The following is a 20,554-nucleotide window of genomic DNA, read 5'->3' as shown; positions in this document are numbered from 1 at the left end:
TTCTCGTCCTCGCCGTGAACCGGATGGTTATCACCGCTGCTCAGGAGCTCTTGGTGTTGGTGACCTGGCACACTCGTCCGCGTGGACCTCAACCTGCACCTCGTGCGCTACCTGGCGGCCGTGGTCGACGAGGGACACTTCGGACGCGCCGCCGCGCGGCTCTACGTGAGCGGCCCGGCGCTGAGCAAGCAGGTGCGGACGCTCGAACGGAAGCTCGGGGTCGACCTCGTCGACCGCAGCGCGCACCCCGTCGTCCCGACGGAGGCCGGACGTCGGTTCCTCGCCGAGGCGCGGGTCGCGCTCGCGGCGGCGGACCGTGCGGTCGCGGCGGTCGACGCCTACCGTCGCTCGACGACGGGCGTCCTCCGGCTCGGGTTCATGACCGCCGCGACCGGCACCCACACCCGCCGCATCCTCGAGGAGATGGAGCGCGAGGTCCCCGACGTGTCCGTGCAGCTCGTGCAGCTGACGTGGCCCGACCAGGCCGAGGCGGTCCGCGCCGGCACCGTCGACGCGTCACTGGTGCGCCCACCCGTCGTCTACGGCGAGGGGCTGTGTCTGGACGTGGTCCGTCACGAGCCGCGGGTCGTGGCCCTGTCGACGCGCCACCGGCTCGCGACGCGGACGTCGGTCGAGCTGTCCGACCTCGACGACGACCCCCACGTCGACGACGACGAGACCGACCGCGCGTGGGTCCGCTGGTGGGCCTGCGACCCGCGACCGAGTGGCCGTCCGGTCCGCTACGGGCCGGTGGTGCACACCCTCGACGAGCTGCTCGAGGTCGTCGCCGCCGACCGGGCCGTCGCCATCACCGGCGGCTCCGTCGCCGACAGCTACCGCCACCCCGAGGTGGTCTTCCTCCCCCTTCTCGACGCCGAGCCGTGCCCCATCTCGCTCTGCACGCGCGCCGACGACCGGTCGCCTGGCCTGGCGGCGCTGCGCCGGGCGGTCGAGACCTTCCGGCGGGAGTCCGGCTCCGAGGATCCGTCCCCTCTCGTACGCTCTACACGGGGCGCCATCGCAGGCCCCGACGGCGTGTAGCTCAGCAGCAGAGCACCGGGCTCGGACCCGGAGGGCGCAGGGGCAGCACCTGCCGCGCCGCCGAGCCCAGGTGGACGTCGGGCACATCCACCTGGGCATGCTTGACGTAGGTCTCGCTGGCACCCGGACGTCGACTCGCTGGAAATGCCCTCCATCGCGAGGCCGGCTCTCGTACCGTCACCGCCAGCACCACACGGCGTGTAGCTCAACAGCCAGAGCACCGGGCTCGAAACCCGAGGGGCGCAGGGGCAGCACCTGCCACGCCGCCGATGACCGGACACGAGTACGCCCGCGCCCAGCGCCGGGCCGCGTTCGTGACGGCGCTCGAGCACCCCGACGCCGCCACCCGTGAACGCGCACAGCAGCGGGTGCAGCGGTGGAACGACGTCCTGCGCAACACCGAGGCGGGCCGCGTCCGGATCGGCTCCCGCGCACCCGTCGAGGGCGCCCCCGTGTGGGCGACGCCGGAGGTCGTGCGCGGCGGCTTCGCCACCGGACGGCTCGCCGCGGAGGGCGCGCTCGCCGACGACGAACGCGCCACCGCGAGCAGGTACGGCCTGCCCGAGGACCGTCGGGCGCTCTTCGACCACGCCCTCTCCCCCGCCGGCCTCGCCAACCTCCACGCCCTTCTCGACGACGGGTGCTACCGCGCCGAGCAGCCCGAGGAGACCGCGCTGCTCACGGTCGCCTGGCTGCACCGGATCGGCGAGCACCTCGCCGCGGACCGTCTCGTCGCGGAACTGCGCCCCTGGGCCGACCGCCTCCGCTTCACCCCGCGAGCGGCGGCTGCACCCGTCGTCGGGCTCGTCGCGCGGCAGACGGTGCCCGAGACGCGCAAGGCGCTGGACACGAAGCAGGAGCGGCCGCAGATCGCACGGATGCGCGAGACGCTCGCCGTCTGGAACCCGCTGCGCGACGAGCTCGTCGAGCACTGGCGTGCCACGGTGCGCGACGGGTGGGTCGGCGCCCACCGTCCGCCCGAATGGGTCGAGGCCTCCCAGGCACTGCAGGGACGCTTCGACGAGCTCGCCGAACACCACCGGCTCTGCGACAAGCCGCACCGACCCGACGACAACCTCGCGATCATGCTCCGCGCCCTCCACGACGACGCGGTGCTCCCGCTGCTCGCAGTGCGGCTGCCGCGCATGACCCCTCGCCCACCGGAGCGCGCCGAGCAGGCCCGCGTCGCCGCGCAGCCGACGCACCCGCAGCTCGCGCAGGTCGTCGGCCGCCGGCTCGAGGGCCTCGTCGGGATCGACGACACCGAGGCGCTGCTCGGCCCGGTCACGTCACGCGAACTCCCCGCCCTTCCCGACGACGAGCCGGTGCCGGCCGCCGTCGCGAGGCTCGTCCGCCGGGCCCGGCGAGGCACCGTCGAGGACCTCGTCGCCGACGGCACGATCCCCTCCGCCGAGGTGCTCGCCGAGCTCACCCCGACCCTGACCGCGGAGGCCGTCGCGGCCGACGCACCCGACCCGGCGTCGCGAACGCTCCTGGCGACGGGCCTGCGCGCCTTCGCCGCGCGGCGCTCCCTGCTGCTGACCGGGCTCGCGGCGCAGGTCCGCGCCGAGGAGCTGCCGTGGATCGCGGCGGTGCAGGACCGTCGGCGGCCCGGTGCGGTGTCGCCGAGCCGCGCCCGGCTGGTCGCCCTCGGCGAGCTGGCGCTCGCGAACTTCCCGGCGACGCCGATGCCGAACCCGCTGATGGAGCAGCTGCAGGTGCTCGGGCGGGCGTCGGGCGCGGAGCTCCCACTGGTCCCCGAGCTGGCGGCCGACATCTTCGAGGGACGGTTCTCCCGGACGTTCGCGCGGGCGGCGTCGCTGGCCGGCGACCTCCTCGACGGCACCCTCTACGCCCGGTACTACGGGCGGCGACACGAGTGGACCGCCGACGAGTTCTCCGCGGCCTGCCGGGACCGCGCGGGCGACCCGGAGTGGAGCGTGGCGGGCAACGGCGCGGTGATCGAGCAGGCGCAGGTCCTCACCACCCACAACCTGATCGTGCTGGCCGGTCCGCTCGGCGTGCGGATCGACTGGGAGGCCGCGGCACGGGAGAGCCTCCGGGTGGTCACCGTGCACCTCCGCGACGCCCGCCACGCGCCGGGCCGCCGTGGAGCGCTGCGGTCGGTCCGGGTCGCGGCGAACGCGTGGCGGCAGCTGGTCTTCCACCTGACGGCGGCCGGGCCTGAGGCGACGGCGACGTTCCTCGCGTCACCCGTGGACGAGGGGGTGCAGCCCCTGGTCCACGCGCTGCGGAGGGTGCACGAGGGGGCATTTCTCTCCGGGACCCGGGCACCGCGCGTCGCCGCCGACCTCGGCCGGTACCCGTTCCTCGGTTGGGTGGCCGGCGGGCCGCACCCTGCCGTGGGCTGACCCTCTGTCCGCCGCTACCGCAGCGGGGGCACGGGCATCGCGCGCAGGTCGGCGAGGACGGTGTCCCGGTCGGTCGGGCCGGAGCCGTCGGCGAAGCGGCGGACCACCCCGAGCATGACGACGCCGAGCGGGTGGTCGACGTAGCGCTGGGCGTTCCACTCCAGGAACCGCTCGGTACGCAGGAGGAACTCGACCAGGACCCCGCCGGAGCCGTCGTCGCCGGCCTCGCGGTGCACGACGTCGAGCTCGCTGTCGGCCAGGACGTCGAGCAGCATCGCCGCCCACGCCGACGCCCCCGGGGACCGCGTGTCGATCTCGAGCAGCACCATCTCGGTGAACGCGTCGACCTGCTGGCCGACGGGGACGTACTCGGCCTTGTGTCGGCCCGGCACCGGGTTCGACGTCCAGGCGAGCTCGTGGACGATCCCGGCCGGCTCGAGCCGGTCGGGCCAGACCGGGACGATGTCGGCCAGCCGCGACCCGGGCCGGTCGACCTCCAGCAGGTCCCCGTGACGCTCCGTCCGCGAGCCACGGAAGCGTCGCGCGACCGTGCCGTAGGGCTGGGCGAGCAGCCACGCGTCGGGCTCGTCGCCCGTACCCACCTCCACCAGCACCGCGTCGCTGCGCTCGCCGTTGACGGTCGCGTAGCCGTCCCACGCGATGGCGTACGCGGTGGCGGGCGTGGTCGGCCCGACCGATGCCCTGGCTTGCTCGAGACCTTCGGCGAGGTCGGGGCCGAACCGGGTGTGCTGCAGGGTCCGGTCGCGCGGCCCCGGTCGGTCGTCGAGCAGCATGAGGTGGGGCGCGAAGGGCGCGTTCCCGGCCTGCAGGCCCTCCATGGTGTCGGCGACGATCCACTCGACCAGCGTCGCCACCCGCTCCGGGAGCCTCACGCCGTCACCTCGGGGACCGGGGCGGCCATCAGCCGCTCGAGCAGGACCGGGCGTTGGTCGCCGAGACCGGCGAGGAACTGATCGACCTCGTCCCCGTACGCGCGATGCGTCCACGCGAGGACGACGAGCCCGACCCGGTGCGGGATGACCCGCACCGCGTTCCACTCCCAGGCATCCACGCCTGCCTCGTGGTGGTTCAGCAGGAAGTCGAGCACGTACTCGCCGCTGCCGTCGTTCGCCGTGAAGGCCGCGTGATTCATCTCGGCCGGGCCGACGTGGCGGGCGGCGTGCACCGGCAGCCAGTGCCCCAGGACGGTGGCCGGGGTCAGGCCGCGCGTGGTGTGGACGTCGAGCTGGACCCGTCGTCGGAACCGGGTCGGGTCCTCCTCCGACGGGAGGTAGAGGTGGAAGAAGTTCTCCGGGTCCGGGCTCGAGGCGTGATGTTGCCGGTAGCGCACGCCGTCCAGCTCGAGCTCGGGCGGCGCCGTCGGCGCGACGGCCCTGCGTCGGAACAGTCCCATGTCTCCCCCTTCGACCGTGGAGCAGCATCCACCGGGGCACCTGAGGGCGCACCCGTGGAACTGCTCTTGACGTCGCCAGGACGAGGGATCACGCCGCCAGGTGGAACGTCTCCGCGAAACGGTCGAGCAGCACCCCGGGGCCGCGGATCACCTCGACGACGCCGTCCGCGATCGCCCGCTCCGGCGCGAGCTCGCCGGACAGGACGCGGCGGATGTCGGTGCCGGCGGCGAAGGCGAGATCGGCCGGACCGTCACCCCGCGCCACTTCCAGCGACGGCCCGTCCACCCGGATCAGCAGTTCCGCCGGGCCGAGGCGGGCGGCGTACGCCGTCGCCGGGAACGACGCCGCCACCTGCGCGCGGAAGGCCGAGCGCAGGGCCATCGTCATGGAGTCGGGGGTGATGACCTGCTCCTCCCGCGGGTCGCCCAGCGCCTTGAACCCCCACGCCGACAGGCTGAGCACGATCGGCTCGAGCTCGCGGCCGTACGGCGTGAGCTCGTAGATGATCACCCGCGAGCGCGGCACCCGACGGATGATCCCGGCCGCCTGCAGCTCCTTGAGCCGGGCCGCGAGGATGTTGCTCGGGATGCGCGGCAGGCCCGCGGCGAGCTCGCCGTTGCGCCGGGGTCCGACGAGCAGGTCACGCACGATGAGCAGGGCCCACCGCTCGCCGACGAGCTCGAGCGCCCGCGTGACCCCGTCGTACTGCCCGTACTCCCGCGGCGCCATCAGCCCTGCTGGTCGGCCATGAACGCCTCGGGGCCCTGCTCGACGGCCTTCGGGTCCATCCAGCCGAACTCGAGGACGTTGCCGTCGGGGTCGGTGAGCTGGCGCTGGTACATGAACCCGTAGTCCGAGGCCGGACGGGCCTCGGTGCCGCCGCTCCCGAGGCCGGCAGCGACGGTGGCGTCCACGGCGTCCCGGCTGTCGAGCATCAGCGCGGTGGCCACCGAGACGTCCTTCGACGGGTCGCCGATGGGGCGGTCGGTGAAGGTCTGGAAGAAGTCGCGCATGAGCAGCATGAAGAAGTTGTGGTCCTCCTCCACGACCACGCACGCCGCGTTGTGGTCGGTGAAGGCCGGGTTGATCCGGAACCCGAGCGACTCGTAGAAGGCCTTCGACCGGTCGAGGTCGGTCACGGGCAGGTTGACGAACATGCTGGTCATCGGGGCTCCCCGACATCGCTGTGGCTGAGAGCGGAGACACTTGCAAAAAAACAAGCGAGCCGTCAAGGAGTCTCGTATCGTTGTAGGACCATGGCGTAGCGCGCGTGAGGCACCAAGGCGAAGAGCCGGACCGTCGTGGACGTCAGCCCGTCGGTCCGGGTGGCCGTCGCGTCGACGAGGGACTGCTCGTCGACGAGCCTCGGAGCGACCCGCGCGAGGTCGGCCGTCGACGACCGGAAGCTCGTGTCCGCGGCCCGCATCGCCGGCTGCAGGCCCGCCACCCACGTGACCCACGGGGCGACCGTGTCCGCTACGAGCGTGCTCCCCGGCGTCAACGCGCCGTCGATCACGGCTCTCACCCCCGTCGGATCGAGGTACATGAGGAGGCCCTCGGCGATCACGAGGCGAGGCCCGTCGTCGGGGAACTGCTCGAAGAACGACGGGTCGGTGACGTCACCCGCGACGGTGGTCGAGGGTGCCGAGGCGTAGAGGCGGCGCCGCAGGTCGATGACCGGCTCCTGGTCGACGTCGAACCACCGCACGCCCGGCCCAGGGTCGAGCCGCAGCACCCGGCTGTCCAGCCCACACCCGAGGTGCAGCACCACCGCCTCGTCGTGCTGCGCCAGCCACGTCCGCGCCGCGTCGTCGATGAGCTTCGCCCGCGCGCAGATCAGCGGGGTGTTGCCGCCGAGGCTCAGCCCGAGGTCCGGTGGGTCGTCGACGCGGGCGAGCAGGTCGGCGGCGTAGCGGTCACCCAGGATCGGATGCGCGGACGCGGCGTCGTGGGCGTGCATCGTCAACGTCCACAGCATCGTGCGCTGTTCGCGTTCCAGCCGGACCGTCATGGGCAGGGACTTCCCGACGACAGGCCGGTTCAGCCCAGCACGAGGTCGAGCTGACTCCGGAGCACGGCGAGCGCCTCGTCGCCCGACAGATGCTGCCCGAGGACCTGCAGGGACAGGCCCTCCACCAGTGCCAGGAGTCCGGTGGCATGCAGCGGCGCGTCCCCGAGCCACACCGCGAGCCCCGCACGCATCCGTGCGGTGTCGGCGCGCAGCTCGACGGCGATGTCCGGCTTCACCGCCGCGTAGGCCTGGAACGCGAGGCTGACGTGCGCCTCCAGCGTGCGCTCCTCGTCGAGAGGCAGGAGCTGCACGAGGAGCGCCTCGACCCGTCGTCGGGAATCCTCCGGCTCCGGCCCGTCGGCGAGCCGACGCTCCACACGTTCCCGCACCGCACCCAGCGCGAAGACCATCATCTCGTCCTTCGTGCGGAAGTAGTGCTGGACCATCCCGGCGGTCACGCCCGCCTCGGCCGCGACGTGGCGCAGGCTCACGTCCTCGAGTCCACGGCGGGCCGCGACCCGCATCAGGGCGTCGGACAGCAGCGTCCGGCGTGCGTGGTGATCGACCTTCTTCGGCACGGACCCACCTTGCCACGGTGCAGGTGCAACGTCATGCTGTTCACATTGCAGTCGCAACGTGAAGGAGGACGCCGTGCCGGAGCTTCCGCTGTCCCGGCCCGACCCGATCACTCCCCCACCCGAGCACGCGGAGCTGCGGCAGGCCGGGGTCGTGCGCATCGCGACGGCGTTCGGGCCCGCCTGGTACGTGACCTCCGCCGAACTCGCCGTCGCCGTCCTCGCCGATCCCCGCCTGGACCTCACCCCGCCGGGCACGGAGGTCGACGTGCGGGCGTCGCTGTTCCAGGACGGACCCGCCCACGCGCGGCTGCGTCGCCTCGTCGCGGGCGCCTTCCGGCCGGCGCGGGTCGCGTCGCTGGCGCCTCGTCTCGAAGCGCTCGCGGAGGAGTACGTGGACCGGGCCGTCGCAGCCGGCCCACCGGTCGACCTGGTCGAGGCGCTCGCGGCGCCGTTGCCGGTCGCGGTGATCGGCGAGCTGATCGGCCTCCCGCCGGCGCAGCGCGAGCGCTTCCGGGGAATCGTCGACGCTGCGCTCGTCGCCGACCCGATGAGCGGCGACACCACGGCGTGGGACGCGCTCGGCGGGTTCGTCGCGGAGCTGGTCGCAGCCCGGCGAGCTGCTCCGGCGGACGATCTGCTCGGTGATCTCCTCGCCCCCCGCGACGCCGACGACGGCCGACTCGACGACGAGGAGCTGGTCGCACTGGTGCAGGTCCTCCTGGCAGCGGGGACGCTCACGGTGCGGAACGCCCTGGTACAGGCCGTGGTGCGACTCCTGGACGAGGGCCGCTTCGCGGAGCTCGACGGCGGGGACGTGCCGGCGCTGGTCGAGGAGGTCGTGCGCCGCGCGGGCACGGAGCCGTTCCCGCGGTTCGCGTCGGAGGAGTTCGTCCTGGGCGACGTGACGGTGGCGGCGGGCGACCTGGTGCTGGTGTCGCTGGAGGCCGCGAACCACGACCCGGCGCGCTTCCCCGACCCGCTGTCGTTCCGCCCCGGGCGGCGGGAGCAGCACCTCGGCTTCGGCCACGGACCGCACTTCCGCCTCGGCGCGGCGCTCGCCCGGGCGGAGCTGGCCGCGGTGCTCCCGGTCCTGGCGCGACGACTGCCCGGACTGCGGCTCGACGTACCGATCGGCGAGATTCCCTGGCACCGCGGACTCGTCGACCACGGACCGCTGGCACTGCCGGTGCGGTGGTGACGGCGGGCGACCGCAACGGCGGGCGGGGCGGCGGAGTTCTGTCTCGTGTGACCCTCGATCAGCTCGCCCTGCCCGACGACGTCGATGACCCCCTCGGGACCGCCCTCGACGAGCAGGGCGTCGCGACGCTGCCCGGCCTGCTCGACGAAGGGACCTGTCGGGACCTGGCGGCCATGTTCGACGACGACGAGCGCTTCCGGTCCACCGTCGTGATGGCGCGACACTCCTTCGGCGAGGGCCGCTACCGCTACTTCGCCGACCCGCTCCCGGACGTCGTCGCCGAGCTGCGCACCGGCCTCTACCCGCGCCTCGCCGCCGTGGCGAACCGCTGGGCCGGCATCCTCGACGAGCCGGGCTATCCCGCCACGCACGCCGAGTACCGCGCGCAGTGCGCCGCCGCGGGGCAGACGAAGCCGACGCCGCTGCTGCTGCGGTACGGACCGACCGGCTACAACTGCCTGCACCAGGACCTCTACGGCGACCTCGTCTTCCCCCTGCAGGTCCTGGTGATGCTGAGCGAACCGGATGTCGAGTTCACCGGCGGGGAGAGCGTCTTCGTCGAGCAGCGGCCGCGGCAGCAGTCGAAGGCCACCGTCGTGCGTCCGCGACAGGGCGACGCGGTCGTGTTCCCGGTGCACCACCGCCCCCGGCGCGGGACCCGCGGACATCACCGGGTGCAGATGCGCCACGGGGTGTCGACGGTGCACAGCGGATCACGGCACGTCCTCGGCCTGATCTTCCACGACGCGGCGTGATCCTCAGGCCGACGTGAGGACCTGCGGCCCGTCCGCGGTGATCGCGACCGTGTGCTCGACATGCGCGGCGCGGGTGCCGTCGACCGTGCGGAGCGTCCACCCGTCGTCGTCCTCGCGGTACTCGTCGGTGCCGCCGGCGATGAGCATCGGCTCGATCGCGAGGACCAGGCCGGGGCGCAGCCGGTACCCCCGGTTCGGCCGGCCCTCGTTCGGCACGTGCGGGGCCTCGTGCATCTCACGGCCGATCCCGTGCCCGCCGTGGCCCTCCATCAGCCCGTATCCGGCGCCGCGCGCGACGGTGCCGATGGCGTGGGCGATGTCGCCGATCTTGTTGCCGGGCTGCGCGGCGTCGATGCCGGCCTGGAGGGCGGCGGACGTCGTGTCGATGAGGTGCTGATCGGCGTCGTCGCGCTGCTCCCCCACGACGAAGCTGATCGCCGCGTCGCCGCTCCAGCCGTGGAGGCGTGCGCCGCAGTCGACGCTGACGAGGTCGCCGTCCTGCAGCACGTAGCTGTTCGGGATCCCGTGGACGATCGCGTCGTTGACGCTGATGCAGGCGACGGCCGGGAAGGGCGTCGAGGCCGAGCTCGGCCGGTAGTTCAGGAACAGCGGCTCGGCGCCGGCGGCCGCGATGACCTCGGCGGCGACGTCGTCGAGCTCCTTCAGCGACATCCCGGGGGTCGCCGCCGCCTTCGCCGCCTGCAGCGCCTGGGCGGTGATCCGACCGGCCTCGCGCATCAGCTCGATCTCGTGGCGGTTCTTGATCTCGATCATGACTCGCTCCAACGACGGGATAACTATCCCGGTATTAGTATCACGGTCATGGTGCGCGTGCCGCTGACCCCGGACGAACGTGAACGAGGGGCCCGACTGGGTGAGGTGCTGCGCGCCGCACGCGGCCTGCGGTCGATGACCGAGGTGGCCGCGGCGGTCGGGATGCCGGTCGAGACGCTGCGCAAGATCGAGTCGGGCCGCGTGCCGACGCCGGCGTTCTTCACGATCGCGGCCCTCGCGACGGAGCTGTCGCTGCCGCTGGACGAGCTCGTCCGGGCCTGCCGACCGGCGCCGGAGATCTCCCGGTCGGCTTGAGTCGTCCTACGGGAGCCACTCGATCGGCCCGCGGTCGACCCCGGCGCCGAGCCAGTCGGTCAGCGCCTTCAGCAGCGGCGCCGGGTTGCGCCGCGAGCGGGGGTACCTGCGTGAGCTGGTGAGGAGCAGCCGGAGCGGAGGCTCCAGGGCGGACACGAGCGGGACGTAGTCGCGCACGTTCTCGGTGAGCACCCGCCGACCGTCGCGAGCAGCCCACGTGGCCACGTCGACGTCGGACGCAGCCGCCAACGACGGATCGCCCGCGACCGCCCGGACGTCGAACCCGTCGTCATGAAGAGCCTGCGCAAGCTGCGGGGAGAACATCTCGTCGAGCAACAGTCGTTCGGCGCTCATGCCAGAAGCGCCCGTCGGCGCTCCCACTCCTCCTCCACGCGTACCGAGGCCGCCTGCGACTCCTCGATCCACGCGTCGATCTCCGTCGGGAACGCGGTGTAGTAGCGCACCCCCGCGGCGACCGCCGACGCCGGGAGCCCGAAGGTCTCGGTCGCGGCGACGACCGCGGCCTCGCCCCGGTCGTCGATCTCGCGGAGGAAGACGACGAGTTCCCAGACGTCGGGCCCGACGACGAGCGCGGCCCGCCGCCCGGCCGGACCGTCGCGGAAGACGACGCCGGGGTGCTCGGCCATGCGCAGGCCCTCGTCCACGAGCCGCTGGGCGAGGCCGGACGGCGTCGCACCGGGGATGGCAGCAGCGTGCTGACGCAGCCGGTCGAGGACGTCGCGGTCGAAGCGGACCGACAGCGGAGCGGTCATGTCGTCAATGTAGTGCATCGATGACGCCACTCAGTCCCACCAGAAGCGCCAGGTGTCCGCCCCGCGGATCGTCGCGGCGTACGACCGCGGCGTGAGCACGGTGCCGTTCTGCGGGTCCTGCTGGTCCGAGCAGAACGCGAAGTGCTCCGCCGCGAGCGCCTCGGCCTCGGCGGTAGTGCGCGGCGGGTGGGCGACGGTGAGCGTCAGGGTGGCGCCGTCGAGCCGCACGAGCATCGCCCCGAAACGGTCCTCCCAACTGCGGAGCACGGCGGTGAGGCCGACCAGGTCGATCCGTGGGTAGTTGCACGGGCCCGACCACCGCACCGCGAGCGGCACGTCCGCCGGCCGCGCCGCGTCGATCACCGCCAGGTCCGAGTACGGGCCCAGGTCGTGGGCGCACGCTGCGGCCGCCCGGAGGGTCGTGGCGTCCCGCGACCGGTCGGGCCCGCCGTCGGGACGGGGCGGGAACGCGTCCACCCAGGGGTCGAGGCAGAGGCAGTCCTGCGTGTAGGGCCCCGGCCACCAGTCCTCGAGCACCGCGTGGGCGTCGGTCGCGTCGACCGCCGCCCACGGGTCGTCGGGCACCGGCATGCCGCCGGCACTCTCCACGGCGCGGAAGCCGAAGAGGACCGGGCAACGGCGGGTGCGCCCGACGTCGTCGAGCAGGCGGCGATACGACGTCGGATCCGGCGTCCCGTGGAGCTCGACGATCCCGGGCGCGGTGTCAGAGAGGCTCACACTCCCTTGGAGTCCGGCGACGCCCGAACGGTTCCGAAAAGTTTTTCGCAAGCCCTGTCGAAGGACGACGGATCCGTTCGACGCCGTGGTGAGAGACCGGCACGAGGCCGGTCACCAGCCCTCGGAGGCCACCATGTCCGTCCTCACCGCTCCCGCCGCCACCACCACCCGCACCGCCTCGCTGATCCTCGGCGGGCTCGCCGCCACCGTCGCCGCGTCGATCGCGACCTCGGCCGTCGCCACCGCGGGCCTCGCCGTCGGGATCAGCCTCGACGTCGCCGGCGCCCCCATCCCGGTGCCCGGCTTCGCCTCGCTGACCGCCATCTTCTCGGTGATCGGCCTCGTGCTCGCCCTGGTCCTCGCCCGCACCGCGCGCAGCCCGCGCACCGCGTTCGTCCGCACGACCGTGGTGCTCACCGCGCTCTCGCTCGTGCCCGACGTCCTCGTCGACGCCGCGACGGCCACGAAGCTGCTGCTCATGGTCACCCACCTCGTCGCCGCGGCGATCGTGATCCCGGTGATCGCCCGCCGCCTCGCCGCCTGAGGCCTTCCCGACGGCGGGTGCCGGGCCCATGCCTAGGCAGTTGATCATGTCGAGTGCGACGTCGCGCTCGACATGATCAACTGTCTAGGCGTTCGGCCCGGGCCTGCTCCGCCTCCGTCGGCGAGGTCCACACCATGCAGGTCGAGCAGCCTGCGAACCTGCCCCTTGTCACCCTCGCGGAACGGGCCGGCCCCGGCTCTCCCGCGAGGTCCACGTCATGCAGGTCGAGCAGCGTGTGAACCTGCTCCTTGTCACCCTCGCGGATCGGGCCGCCCCGGCTATCCCGCGAGGTTCACGCCATGCAGGGCGAGCGGCCGGAGAACCTGCCCCATGTACTCCTCGCGGGGCGGGATCCGGCCCACCGCCCCGTCCCGGACCACACACCCCTACCGTTCCGCGCGTGGCACCCGCACTGACCGAGGACGACCTCACCGGCATCAGCTCCGACGCGATCGCCTCGGACGACCCCCGGCCGTACATCGACCAGCTGGTGGCCGCGGTCGACGAGGACCGGCTCGCCGAACCCGACCTCGCCTCCTACGCCCTCGGACTGGCGGCCGACCTCGCCGAGGGCCTGCACGACGGGGACCTCGCGCTGTCGCTCTCGGCGCGGTCGGTGAGCGCGGCGCGGGGCTCGAGCGACGAGAACTGGACGCGCGCCCGGCACGCGGAGCTCCTGCTGCAGTTCGGACGGGAGGACGAGGGCATGCGCGAGCTGCACGCCCTCCGTCCGCAGCTCACCCGCGACGAGATGGCGAGTGTGTACGTCACCGAGGCGCTCCTCGAGAACGACCGAGCCGAGCTCGCCGAGGAGTGGTTGACGGCAGCGCTCGTCACTGCGGTGCAGATCGTCGAGCGGGCGGAACCGGGACCACCGTCCGACGAGGCACGGGAGATCGAGTCCGCCTTGGCGGTCCGCCGCTTTCATGTTCGGCGGGACCTCGGGCTCCCCTACGACGAGGCCGACGCTGTCGCCGAACAGATGGACGACAACGGTCCCGACTACATCTACTGGCCGCAGACCGCCTTCGACCGGCTCCTGCAGGCGCAGCCGGACGCGGCCGAGGAGCTCGGGGCCACCTGGGACGAGCACCGCGCGATGATCGAGCGCGACCTGCAGGAGAGCGACCCGACGGACCTGCCGTTCGTCGAGGTCGGCACGCCCGACCTGCTCGCGGCCCTCCTCGCCGACGACGAGGACGCCGCCCCGGCGCCCGGGCCCGAGCTGGAGTGGCCGCCCGGGCGGAACGACCCGTGCTGGTGCGGCTCGGGCGCCAAGTACAAGAAGTGCTGCCTCCCGCGCGGACGCGCCTGAGGTCAGGGCGCCCCGAACCACCGGCCGAGGTGCTCGTCGAGCTCCGACTGGTCGGAGCCGATCCACGCCACATGGCCGTCGGGCCGCAGGAGCAGCGACTCGGGACCACCCCCGCCGTCGGGAAGGCGGTCGACGCGATCGGACCAGCTCCCGACGGCGAGGCCGGTCCGGTCGAGCAGGGCTCCGCGAGCTCGGTGCAGGTGCGCGTAGAGCCGGTCCGGGCCGATCCCGACGTCGGGCATGCGGCGACCGACGCGGTCGTCCGCGGAGCCGAGGTCGTAGCGCACACCGGTCGCGGTGATCCGCCCGGTCAGGTGGCGGCTCACTCCGGGCAGCTGTCCGACCTCGGTCAGCACGGCCCGGAGCGCGGCCGTCTGCGGGTCCTCCCGGAGCAGCGCGACCATGGCGCGCGTGCTGTCGACGACCGCCTCCGCGACGGGACGGCGTTCTGCCTCGTAGGAGTCGAGCAGCCCGTCCGGAGCCCACCCGTCGACGGCCGCGGCGAGCTTCCAGCCCAGGTTGACCGCGTCCTGGACGCCGAGGTTCAGGCCCTGCCCGCCGGTGGGCGGGTGGACGTGCGCGGCGTCGCCGGCGAGGAACACCCGTCCGACGCGGTAGGCATCGGCGAGCTGGTCGCCGGTGCCGAAGCGAGAGACGCCGCGTGGTGAGTGCGCCCCGAAGTCGGTGCCCGCGAACGCGAGCAGCCGCTCGAGGAACTCCTCGAACGTCGGCTGCGGGCCGTCGGATACATCGGCCGCGGGCAGGATCACCCGGGAGACGCCGCCCTCGAGGGGCGCGATCCCGAAGCGGAGGTGGGTCTTCCGGAGCTCGGCAACGACCTCCGTCGGGTCCTCGGTGAGCTCGACGTCGGCGAGGTAGGTGTCGGCGGTCGACGGCTCGCCGTGGAAGCCGACGTCGACCGCGGCACGCACGGCGCTGCGGCCGCCGTCGGCGCCGACGAGGTAGCGGGTCCGGAGGGTGTCGCCGTCGGCGAGGGTGGCCGTGACCCCGTCGTCGTCCTGGTCGAGTCCGGTGACTTCGACCCCGCGTCGGATCTCCGCGCCGAGCTCGAGCGCGTGCTCGGTGAGCAGGCGTTCGATCTTCTCCTGCCGGATCGCGAGGCCGTAGGGGTGTGTGGTGTCGAGGTCGTCGGGCCAGGGCAACGCGATGCCCGCGAACGGTCCACCGACGCTGAACCGCGTGGCCTCCGCCTCGAAGGGGCCGAGCAGCCCACGCTGGTCCAGCAGCTCGACGCTGCGCACGTGCAGGCCGAGTCCCCCCGCCCGCCAGGTCGCGCTCGCGCGCTTCTCCAGGACCACGACGTCCACGCCGTGCAACCGCAGCTCCGCGGCCAGCATCGTCCCCGTCGGTCCGGCCCCCACGATGAGTACGTCGATCACGGCCGCGAAGTGTGCGGGCGAGGGGCCGTCTTGTGGCAAGTCCCCCCGGCGGCTATACGTTGAGGTGGCAGAGAATGCGGGCCATGACGACGACGGTGCGGTCGGTCCACGCGCGCCCGGTCCTGGCCCCGCTCGACCCGCCGTTGCAGACGGCGAGTGGCGAGGTGCCCACGGCGCCGCTGGTGCTCATCGACGTCGAGACCTCCGACGGCGTGGTCGGCCACGCCTACCTCTTCTGCTACACGCCGATGGTGCTGCCGGCGCTGACGAGCCTGGTCACCGAGCTGGGCGCGGCCGTCGTCGGGACGTCCGACGCCCCGCGCGCGGTGGAGGCGGACCTGCGGGCGCGGCTGCGGCTGCTGCGTCCGCAGGGACTGGCCACCATGGCGATCTCCGGGATCGACATGGCGCTCTGGGACGTGCTCGCCCGACGCGCCGGGTTGCCGTTGGTGCGGCTGCTCGGCGGTTCGCCCGAGCCGGTGCGAGCGTACGGGAGTCTGCGGCGGATGGCTCCCGACGACGTCCGGGTGGAGGCGCGCGAGCTGGCCCGGCTCGGGTTCGGCGCCTACAAGGTGAAGGTCGGATCGGCCGGGCTCGCCCGGGACCGCGAGGTCATCGCGGCGCTGCGCGAGGCCGTCGGTCCGGACGCCGAGCTCGCCGTCGACTTCAACCAGACGCTGCCCGTCCCCGAGGCGATCCGGCGCATCCACGCGCTCGCCGACGAGGACCTGCTGTGGGTCGAGGAGCCGACCCGCGCCGACGACGCCGCGGGCCACGCCCGCATCCGCGCCGCCGTGTCGACGCCGATCCAGCTCGGCGAGAGCTGGTGGGGCGAGGACGAGATGACGGCGAGCCTGCGCGCCGACGCCGGCGACCACGCGATGTTCGACGTCGCCCGCATCGGCGGCGTGACGGGCTGGCTGCGAGCGGCACCCGTGGCCCACGCTTGTGGACGGCCGGTGTCGAGCCACTTCTGGCCGGAGATCAGCGCCGCCCTGCTCGCCGTCACGCCGAGCGCGTTCCTGCTCGAGTACCTCGACGTGGCCGCCGGGGTGCTCCGCTCCCCCGCCCGGGTCGTCGACGGGTCGGTGGTCCTGGCCGACGAGCCGGGCAGCGGGGTGGAGTGGGACGAGGACGCAGTCGACCGGTACCGCGCCTGAACGGTCAGACCTTCTTCGCGAAGACGATCGTCTGCCCGAGGTAGTTGTGCGCGTTCCGGTCGAGCGTGCCGCCGCAGGTGATCAACCTGAGCTCCGGACCGGTGGTGTCGGAGTAGACGTCGGCGGTCGGGAACTCGGCCTTCGGCGCGGTCTCGGTGCGGGTCACGGCGAAGTCGACCGGCCCCGACGGGGTGGTCACCGTGATGGTGTCGCCGGCCGTGAGCGTGTGGAAGCCCTCCCCGAACCCGGGCGTGCCGTTCGCGTTGATGTGCGCGAGGACGACCGCCGGGCCGGTCTGCCCGGGCATCGGGCCCTTCGTGTAGACCCCGGCCTGCATCGGGTCGGCCAGCGGCGGGACCTGGATGGACTTGTCGGCGTTGAGCCCGAGACCGATGAGCTGGGAGGTCTCGTTCAGCTTCGGGATCGAGACCGAATAGCCGGGAACGACGCCCGCGGCGCTCTGCTGGCTCGCGGCCAGGGGCTCACCCGTGTCATCGGAACCGCCGGAACACGCGGTGGTGACCAGCGCGAGGAGCGCGGCCAGCAGGACGATCGCTGTGGTGGTGCGACGCGACATCAGGCGCCCCCGGTCTGGGCCGAGCCCTCGGGGACCTCGGTGACCTGGTCGCCGGAGGTCTTCGCGGTCGAGCCGTCGTCGCCGGTGGCCGTGGCCTCGGCGTCCTGGTTGTCGCCGTCGTCGGCGAGGCTCTCGCACGCGACGCCGTCGCCGTTCGCGTCCAGGCGGTCGGCGTTGTTGGTGGCCGAGCCGCCGATCGACTCGAAGTACCGCTGCGCCTGCTGCTGCGTCGCGAAGTCCGCGCAGTCACGGTCGCCCGCGGGGCGACCGGCGCGCTTCGGGGTCGGCGCGTCGTTGCCGGGGACCACGCGGCGGTTCGCCGACGGGGTGCCCGCGTTCGGCTTTGCGTTGGGCTCCGCGTCCGGCTCGGTGTTCGGTTCAACCGGCGGGTCCTCCGACGTGGAGTCCGACGTCTGCGAGTCGGGCGCCGTCGCTGCACCGTCCGGGGCTTCCTCCGCGCAGAGACTGGCCTCAGCGGCCTGACGCGCCTGTTCCTTAGCGGCGTCGTCCGCCGCGGTGGTCACCGAGGCGTCCTTCTCAACCTTGTCGGTGCATTGACTCGAGCCCACCGGCGGCTTGTCCTGCGCGATGGCAGGGCCAGCGACGAGCAGAGCGCCCGCAACGGTGGCGACGGCCAACAGGCCGACGCGTGACGGACGGTTCATGGGTTCCCCCCTCGGAACCACGAGAGAGATCCTCTCTCGGGTGACGGGAGGGTGTCACTTGACGTCACGAACCGGACACGCGGGTCCGTCACAACCGACCGACCACCCCGTTTCTCGGGCACGGGGTGGTCGAGCGGGTCAGTCCGAGCTGATCCAGATCCGCACGATGGAGCCGGTCTCGACGGACGTGCCCGGCTCCGGGTCCTGACGACCCACGTGGGCCCGGCCGGCGGCGGTGTGGAAGGCGTTCTCGGGGACCGCGAGCAGTCCGGCGTCGAGGGCGCGGTCGTGCGCCTCGGACACCGGGACCCCGGTCAGTTCGGGCACCCGCGCGGCGGGGCGGGACGATGTGGTGGCGGTGTCCTCGGACACGGTCGACCTCCCGGTCTTGTCGGAGTGCGTGGGGTCGGCCGCCATCAGGCGGCCGGGGTGGTGGAGCGCTCGCGGCGGAGCGCGGCCCGGCGTTCGTCCTCGCTCTCGCCGCCCCAGATGCCGTACGGCTCCTGGACGGCGTGCGCCCAGGACCGGCAGGCCTCGAGCACCGGGCACGTGGTGCACACGGCCCGGGCGTCGGCGACGCGCTTGCTCCGGGACGGGTCACGTTCGCCGTCCGGGTGGAAGAACATCTCCTGGTTCAGGTCCCGGCACGCGGCGTGCCGCTGCCAGTCCCAGTGGGCCACCAACGCCGCGGGCAGGCGGGAAACATCAGCCACGACGAGCACCTCCTACAGGACGTCGTAGACCACGAGGCTACCCCGCGGTAGAGCGCCGAACCGCCCCAGCGAGGCGCAAATCGCCCGGCCTACGGTGGGGCCGTGGCGAGCGCCTTCGTGAGTTGGTCGTGCGGCAAGGACGGTGCTCTGGCGCTGCACGAGGTGCGGTCACACCTCGAGGTCAGCGGCCTCCTCACCACCGTCACCGACGGGGTCGTGGCGATGAGCCGGGTGCCCGTCGCGTGCCTCCATGCACAGGCGGATGCCCTGCGTCTACCCCTGCAAACCGTCGAGCTGCCGTGGCCGTGTCCGAACGAGACGTACGAGGCGCTCACCGGGCGCGCACTGGCCGACCTGCGCGCCGACGGTGTCGACGAGCTGATCTACGGCGACCTGTTCCTCGCCGACATCCGCGCCTACCGCGAACGCGCGCTCGACGGCACCGGACTCGCCGCCCGGTTCCCGCTGTGGGGGCGACCGACCGCCGCCCTCGCCCACGAGATGCTCGCGGCCGGGCTCCGCGCGGTGGTCGTGTGCGTCGACCCCTCGCAGGCGCCGCCGGAGATCGTCGGGCGGGTGTGGGACCACGAGCTCCTCCGCGACCTCCCACAGGACGTCGACCCGTGCGGCGAGAACGGCGAGTTCCACACGTTCGTCACCGACGGGCCGGGCTTCGCCCATCCCCTGGACGCCGCCGCCGGGGAGCCCTACGACCGGGATGGCTTCCGATACGTCCCCCTCGCACTGCGTGGACCGAGCACGGGCTGACCGCCCCGGCGGTCGTTGAAGCGCGCACTCCACGGCCAGCGCCGCCGGCCGTCCGACCAGACCAGCTGCAGCGCCCGCAGCCGCTCCTCGGGGAACAGCAGCGCCGCCGTCGTCAGGTGCACGTCGGGCCGGGACAGCTCGACGACCTCGACCCGGGTGTCGTCGGCCAGCCGGAACTGCTGGCCGGGCTCCCAGCGCTCGTCGTGACACGCCACGCCGTGCGCCGTGTCGTTCAGCAGCGACCCGGCCCGCTCCGGCTCCCACCCCGTCACCACGAACTCGGGCAGGCCGTACCGCACGAGACCGACCGTGTACGCCCACGGCGACCGGACCCGATCCCCGTCCACGAACTGGAGGGCCCAGCCGTACCGATCGACCAGGTCCCTCATCTTCCGCAGCTCCGCGGCCCGGGTCGACCCGTCGCACATCCCGCACATCGCACCCTCCAATCATCGAACATATGTTCGAAGTGTGCCCGAGGGGTCCGACATTCTCGCCGTGTCACGCTCGACGTCGTGCCGATCGACGACCTCCCGCGCTGGGCGCCGGGCTGGTGCCGCCGCCACCTCGGCGCCGAGCCGGTCGACGTCCTGTTCCGGCTCGAGCAGATGTCGGACGTGTTGGGCGTCGTGCTCCACGACGGGTCGGTCGCGGTCCTCAAGGCACGTCCGGACGACGGGTGCGCGGTGGCCGGCGTCGAAGCGCAGTCCGGGCTCGCGGCCCGCGGCTTCCCCTGCGCCAGGCCACTGACCGGCGTCACCCGGGTCGGCTCGCTCGCCGTCCACGCCGAGGAGCACCGCCCGGGCGGGGACGTACTCCGCGGGGATTCCCCGGAGGTCGCCGCGCGATACGCAGCCGTCTTCGCCCGCATCATCGGCGAGCTCGAGCACCTCGACGTCGCCCCGCCGCCCACGAACCCGCGATGGGCCGCGTGGGACCACCGGGGGCCGAGCCTGTGGCCCGCCGTCGCGGCCCTCGACGCGTTGGAACAGGACCGTGTTCCGGACCACGTCGTCGCGACGGCCACGAGAGTCCGGGCCCGGCTCCTTGGTGCCGCACTCCCCCGGGTCCTCGGCCATGCGGACTACGAGGCGCAGAACCTTCGCTGGCGCGGCGACCTGATCTGGGCGGTGCACGACTGGGACAGCCTCGCCCACCAGCCCGAGGCCGCCCTCGTCGGCGCGGCAAGCGGAACGTTCTCCCGCAGCACCGGACCACCGACGCTCGCGCCCATCGCGAGCTCGGAGGCGTTCCTGGCCGCGTACGAGACGTCCCGACGACGCGTCTTCAGCGCTGAGGAGCGCGAGGTCGCCTGGGCCGCGAGTCTGTGGCCCGCCGCCCACAACGCCCGATGGGAGGCGCTGCACGCCGACCCGCCGGTCGCCGGAACCGCTCTCGCCGACCAGGCGGCCGAGCGCCTGCGGCGGGCGGGCGCCTGACCG

General features: G+C 73.3%; 26 protein-coding genes and 2 tRNA genes. 12 read left to right on the top strand and 16 right to left on the bottom strand.

Going from position 1 to position 20,554, the window contains the following annotated elements; all coding sequences use genetic code 11:
• Positions 1–81: 81 nt before the first annotated feature.
• From BJ983_RS01315 to BJ983_RS01300, 4 genes are all read left to right on the top strand, one after another.
• Positions 82–1,041: a LysR substrate-binding domain-containing protein gene (locus BJ983_RS01315; RefSeq protein WP_179792141.1), complete on the top strand. Its 960-nt coding sequence runs from the start codon at positions 82–84 to the stop codon at positions 1,039–1,041.
• Positions 1,032–1,101, top strand: a tRNA-OTHER gene (locus BJ983_RS01310). Before BJ983_RS01315 ends, BJ983_RS01310 begins: the two co-directional genes overlap by 10 nt.
• A gap of 134 nt (positions 1,102–1,235) precedes the next feature.
• A tRNA-Ser gene (locus BJ983_RS01305) sits at positions 1,236–1,308 on the top strand.
• A 2-nt stretch (positions 1,309–1,310) separates the two neighbouring features.
• Positions 1,311–3,413, top strand: coding sequence for a transcriptional regulator (locus BJ983_RS01300; RefSeq protein ID WP_179792140.1), 2,103 nt, complete (start codon positions 1,311–1,313; stop codon positions 3,411–3,413).
• Between the two features lie 14 nt (positions 3,414–3,427).
• Here BJ983_RS01300 and BJ983_RS01295 read toward each other — a convergent pair whose 3' ends face one another.
• From BJ983_RS01295 to BJ983_RS01270, 6 genes are all read right to left on the bottom strand, one after another.
• A complete protein-coding gene (locus BJ983_RS01295; protein WP_179792139.1) occupies positions 3,428–4,306 on the bottom strand; it encodes a hypothetical protein in 879 nt (292 codons plus the stop codon).
• Positions 4,303–4,827 carry a hypothetical protein gene (locus tag BJ983_RS01290; protein ID WP_179792138.1) on the bottom strand — a complete coding sequence of 175 codons (525 nt, stop codon included), beginning with the start codon at positions 4,825–4,827 and terminating at the stop codon, positions 4,303–4,305. The genes BJ983_RS01295 and BJ983_RS01290 overlap by 4 nt, the downstream gene beginning before the upstream one ends.
• A gap of 88 nt (positions 4,828–4,915) precedes the next feature.
• Complete coding sequence (locus BJ983_RS01285; protein WP_179792137.1) at positions 4,916–5,557, bottom strand: winged helix-turn-helix transcriptional regulator; 642 nt, start codon at positions 5,555–5,557, stop codon at positions 4,916–4,918.
• Positions 5,557–5,994, bottom strand: a complete 438-nt coding sequence (locus BJ983_RS01280; RefSeq protein ID WP_179792136.1) for a VOC family protein — start codon at positions 5,992–5,994, stop codon at positions 5,557–5,559. The genes BJ983_RS01285 and BJ983_RS01280 overlap by 1 nt, the downstream gene beginning before the upstream one ends.
• A 62-nt stretch (positions 5,995–6,056) precedes the next feature.
• A complete protein-coding gene (locus tag BJ983_RS01275) occupies positions 6,057–6,839 on the bottom strand; it encodes a class I SAM-dependent methyltransferase (protein ID WP_179792135.1) in 783 nt (260 codons plus the stop codon).
• Between the two features lie 29 nt (positions 6,840–6,868).
• Complete coding sequence (locus BJ983_RS01270) at positions 6,869–7,417, bottom strand: TetR family transcriptional regulator C-terminal domain-containing protein (protein WP_179792134.1); 549 nt, start codon at positions 7,415–7,417, stop codon at positions 6,869–6,871.
• 73 nt (positions 7,418–7,490) lie between these two features.
• On the opposite strand from BJ983_RS01270, the gene BJ983_RS32000 reads away from it, so the two are divergent.
• A complete protein-coding gene (locus BJ983_RS32000) occupies positions 7,491–8,615 on the top strand; it encodes a cytochrome P450 (protein WP_179792133.1) in 1,125 nt (374 codons plus the stop codon).
• A gap of 47 nt (positions 8,616–8,662) precedes the next feature.
• Positions 8,663–9,370 carry a 2OG-Fe(II) oxygenase gene (locus BJ983_RS01260; RefSeq protein ID WP_343053601.1) on the top strand — a complete coding sequence of 236 codons (708 nt, stop codon included), beginning with the start codon at positions 8,663–8,665 and terminating at the stop codon, positions 9,368–9,370.
• 3 nt (positions 9,371–9,373) lie between these two features.
• Here the strand turns inward: BJ983_RS01260 and map are convergent, their stop codons facing one another.
• A complete protein-coding gene (map, locus tag BJ983_RS01255) occupies positions 9,374–10,144 on the bottom strand; it encodes a type I methionyl aminopeptidase (RefSeq protein WP_179792132.1) in 771 nt (256 codons plus the stop codon).
• Between the two features lie 48 nt (positions 10,145–10,192).
• Between map and BJ983_RS01250 the strand changes: the two genes are divergently transcribed.
• A complete protein-coding gene (locus tag BJ983_RS01250; RefSeq protein ID WP_179792131.1) occupies positions 10,193–10,459 on the top strand; it encodes a helix-turn-helix domain-containing protein in 267 nt (88 codons plus the stop codon).
• A 6-nt stretch (positions 10,460–10,465) separates the two neighbouring features.
• On the opposite strand, the gene BJ983_RS01245 is transcribed toward BJ983_RS01250, so the two are convergent.
• The 3 genes from BJ983_RS01245 to BJ983_RS01235 are packed head-to-tail and all read right to left on the bottom strand — an operon-like array spanning position 10,466 to position 11,970.
• Positions 10,466–10,813 carry a DUF5615 family PIN-like protein gene (locus BJ983_RS01245; protein ID WP_218890046.1) on the bottom strand — a complete coding sequence of 116 codons (348 nt, stop codon included), beginning with the start codon at positions 10,811–10,813 and terminating at the stop codon, positions 10,466–10,468.
• Positions 10,810–11,232: a hypothetical protein gene (locus tag BJ983_RS01240; protein WP_179792129.1), complete on the bottom strand. Its 423-nt coding sequence runs from the start codon at positions 11,230–11,232 to the stop codon at positions 10,810–10,812. Before BJ983_RS01240 ends, BJ983_RS01245 begins: the two co-directional genes overlap by 4 nt.
• Positions 11,233–11,262: 30 nt before the next feature.
• Positions 11,263–11,970, bottom strand: coding sequence for a DUF4253 domain-containing protein (locus BJ983_RS01235; RefSeq protein ID WP_343053599.1), 708 nt, complete (start codon positions 11,968–11,970; stop codon positions 11,263–11,265).
• A gap of 133 nt (positions 11,971–12,103) precedes the next feature.
• Between BJ983_RS01235 and BJ983_RS01230 the strand changes: the two genes are divergently transcribed.
• Positions 12,104–12,514: a DUF6069 family protein gene (locus BJ983_RS01230; protein ID WP_179792128.1), complete on the top strand. Its 411-nt coding sequence runs from the start codon at positions 12,104–12,106 to the stop codon at positions 12,512–12,514.
• 400 nt (positions 12,515–12,914) lie between these two features.
• Positions 12,915–13,829, top strand: a complete 915-nt coding sequence (locus BJ983_RS01225; protein WP_179792127.1) for an SEC-C domain-containing protein — start codon at positions 12,915–12,917, stop codon at positions 13,827–13,829.
• A gap of 2 nt (positions 13,830–13,831) precedes the next feature.
• Here the strand turns inward: BJ983_RS01225 and BJ983_RS01220 are convergent, their stop codons facing one another.
• Complete coding sequence (locus tag BJ983_RS01220) at positions 13,832–15,229, bottom strand: FAD-dependent oxidoreductase (RefSeq protein WP_179792126.1); 1,398 nt, start codon at positions 15,227–15,229, stop codon at positions 13,832–13,834.
• Between the two features lie 83 nt (positions 15,230–15,312).
• Between BJ983_RS01220 and BJ983_RS01215 the strand changes: the two genes are divergently transcribed.
• Positions 15,313–16,389: an enolase C-terminal domain-like protein gene (locus BJ983_RS01215; protein ID WP_179792125.1), complete on the top strand. Its 1,077-nt coding sequence runs from the start codon at positions 15,313–15,315 to the stop codon at positions 16,387–16,389.
• 4 nt (positions 16,390–16,393) lie between these two features.
• Here the strand turns inward: BJ983_RS01215 and BJ983_RS01210 are convergent, their stop codons facing one another.
• From BJ983_RS01210 to BJ983_RS01195, 4 genes are all read right to left on the bottom strand, one after another.
• Positions 16,394–16,966: a sortase domain-containing protein gene (locus BJ983_RS01210; protein ID WP_179792124.1), complete on the bottom strand. Its 573-nt coding sequence runs from the start codon at positions 16,964–16,966 to the stop codon at positions 16,394–16,396.
• Positions 16,966–17,490 carry an excalibur calcium-binding domain-containing protein gene (locus BJ983_RS01205; RefSeq protein ID WP_179792123.1) on the bottom strand — a complete coding sequence of 175 codons (525 nt, stop codon included), beginning with the start codon at positions 17,488–17,490 and terminating at the stop codon, positions 16,966–16,968. Before BJ983_RS01205 ends, BJ983_RS01210 begins: the two co-directional genes overlap by 1 nt.
• Before the next feature lie 279 nt (positions 17,491–17,769).
• Positions 17,770–18,003, bottom strand: coding sequence for a PASTA domain-containing protein (locus BJ983_RS01200; RefSeq protein ID WP_179792122.1), 234 nt, complete (start codon positions 18,001–18,003; stop codon positions 17,770–17,772).
• Positions 18,004–18,047: 44 nt separating this feature from the next.
• Complete coding sequence (locus BJ983_RS01195) at positions 18,048–18,344, bottom strand: WhiB family transcriptional regulator (RefSeq protein WP_179792121.1); 297 nt, start codon at positions 18,342–18,344, stop codon at positions 18,048–18,050.
• Between the two features lie 102 nt (positions 18,345–18,446).
• Between BJ983_RS01195 and BJ983_RS01190 the strand changes: the two genes are divergently transcribed.
• Positions 18,447–19,112: a Dph6-related ATP pyrophosphatase gene (locus BJ983_RS01190; RefSeq protein WP_343053595.1), complete on the top strand. Its 666-nt coding sequence runs from the start codon at positions 18,447–18,449 to the stop codon at positions 19,110–19,112.
• Here the strand turns inward: BJ983_RS01190 and BJ983_RS01185 are convergent.
• Positions 19,052–19,501, bottom strand: a complete 450-nt coding sequence (locus BJ983_RS01185; protein WP_246325504.1) for a DUF4262 domain-containing protein — start codon at positions 19,499–19,501, stop codon at positions 19,052–19,054. The two genes, BJ983_RS01190 and BJ983_RS01185, sit on opposite strands and share 61 nt — an antisense overlap.
• A 126-nt stretch (positions 19,502–19,627) precedes the next feature.
• Here BJ983_RS01185 and BJ983_RS01180 point away from each other — a divergent pair, with 126 nt between their 5' ends.
• On the top strand, positions 19,628–20,551 hold the full coding sequence (locus tag BJ983_RS01180) for a phosphotransferase (protein WP_179792120.1): 924 nt from the start codon (positions 19,628–19,630) through the stop codon (positions 20,549–20,551).
• Positions 20,552–20,554 lie beyond the last annotated feature (3 nt).

Source organism: Actinomycetospora corticicola, assembly GCF_013409505.1.
Lineage (GTDB): Bacteria > Actinomycetota > Actinomycetes > Mycobacteriales > Pseudonocardiaceae > Actinomycetospora > Actinomycetospora corticicola.
The sequence above is the reverse complement of the archived record's forward strand: the minus strand, read 5'-3'. Positions and strand labels throughout refer to the sequence as shown.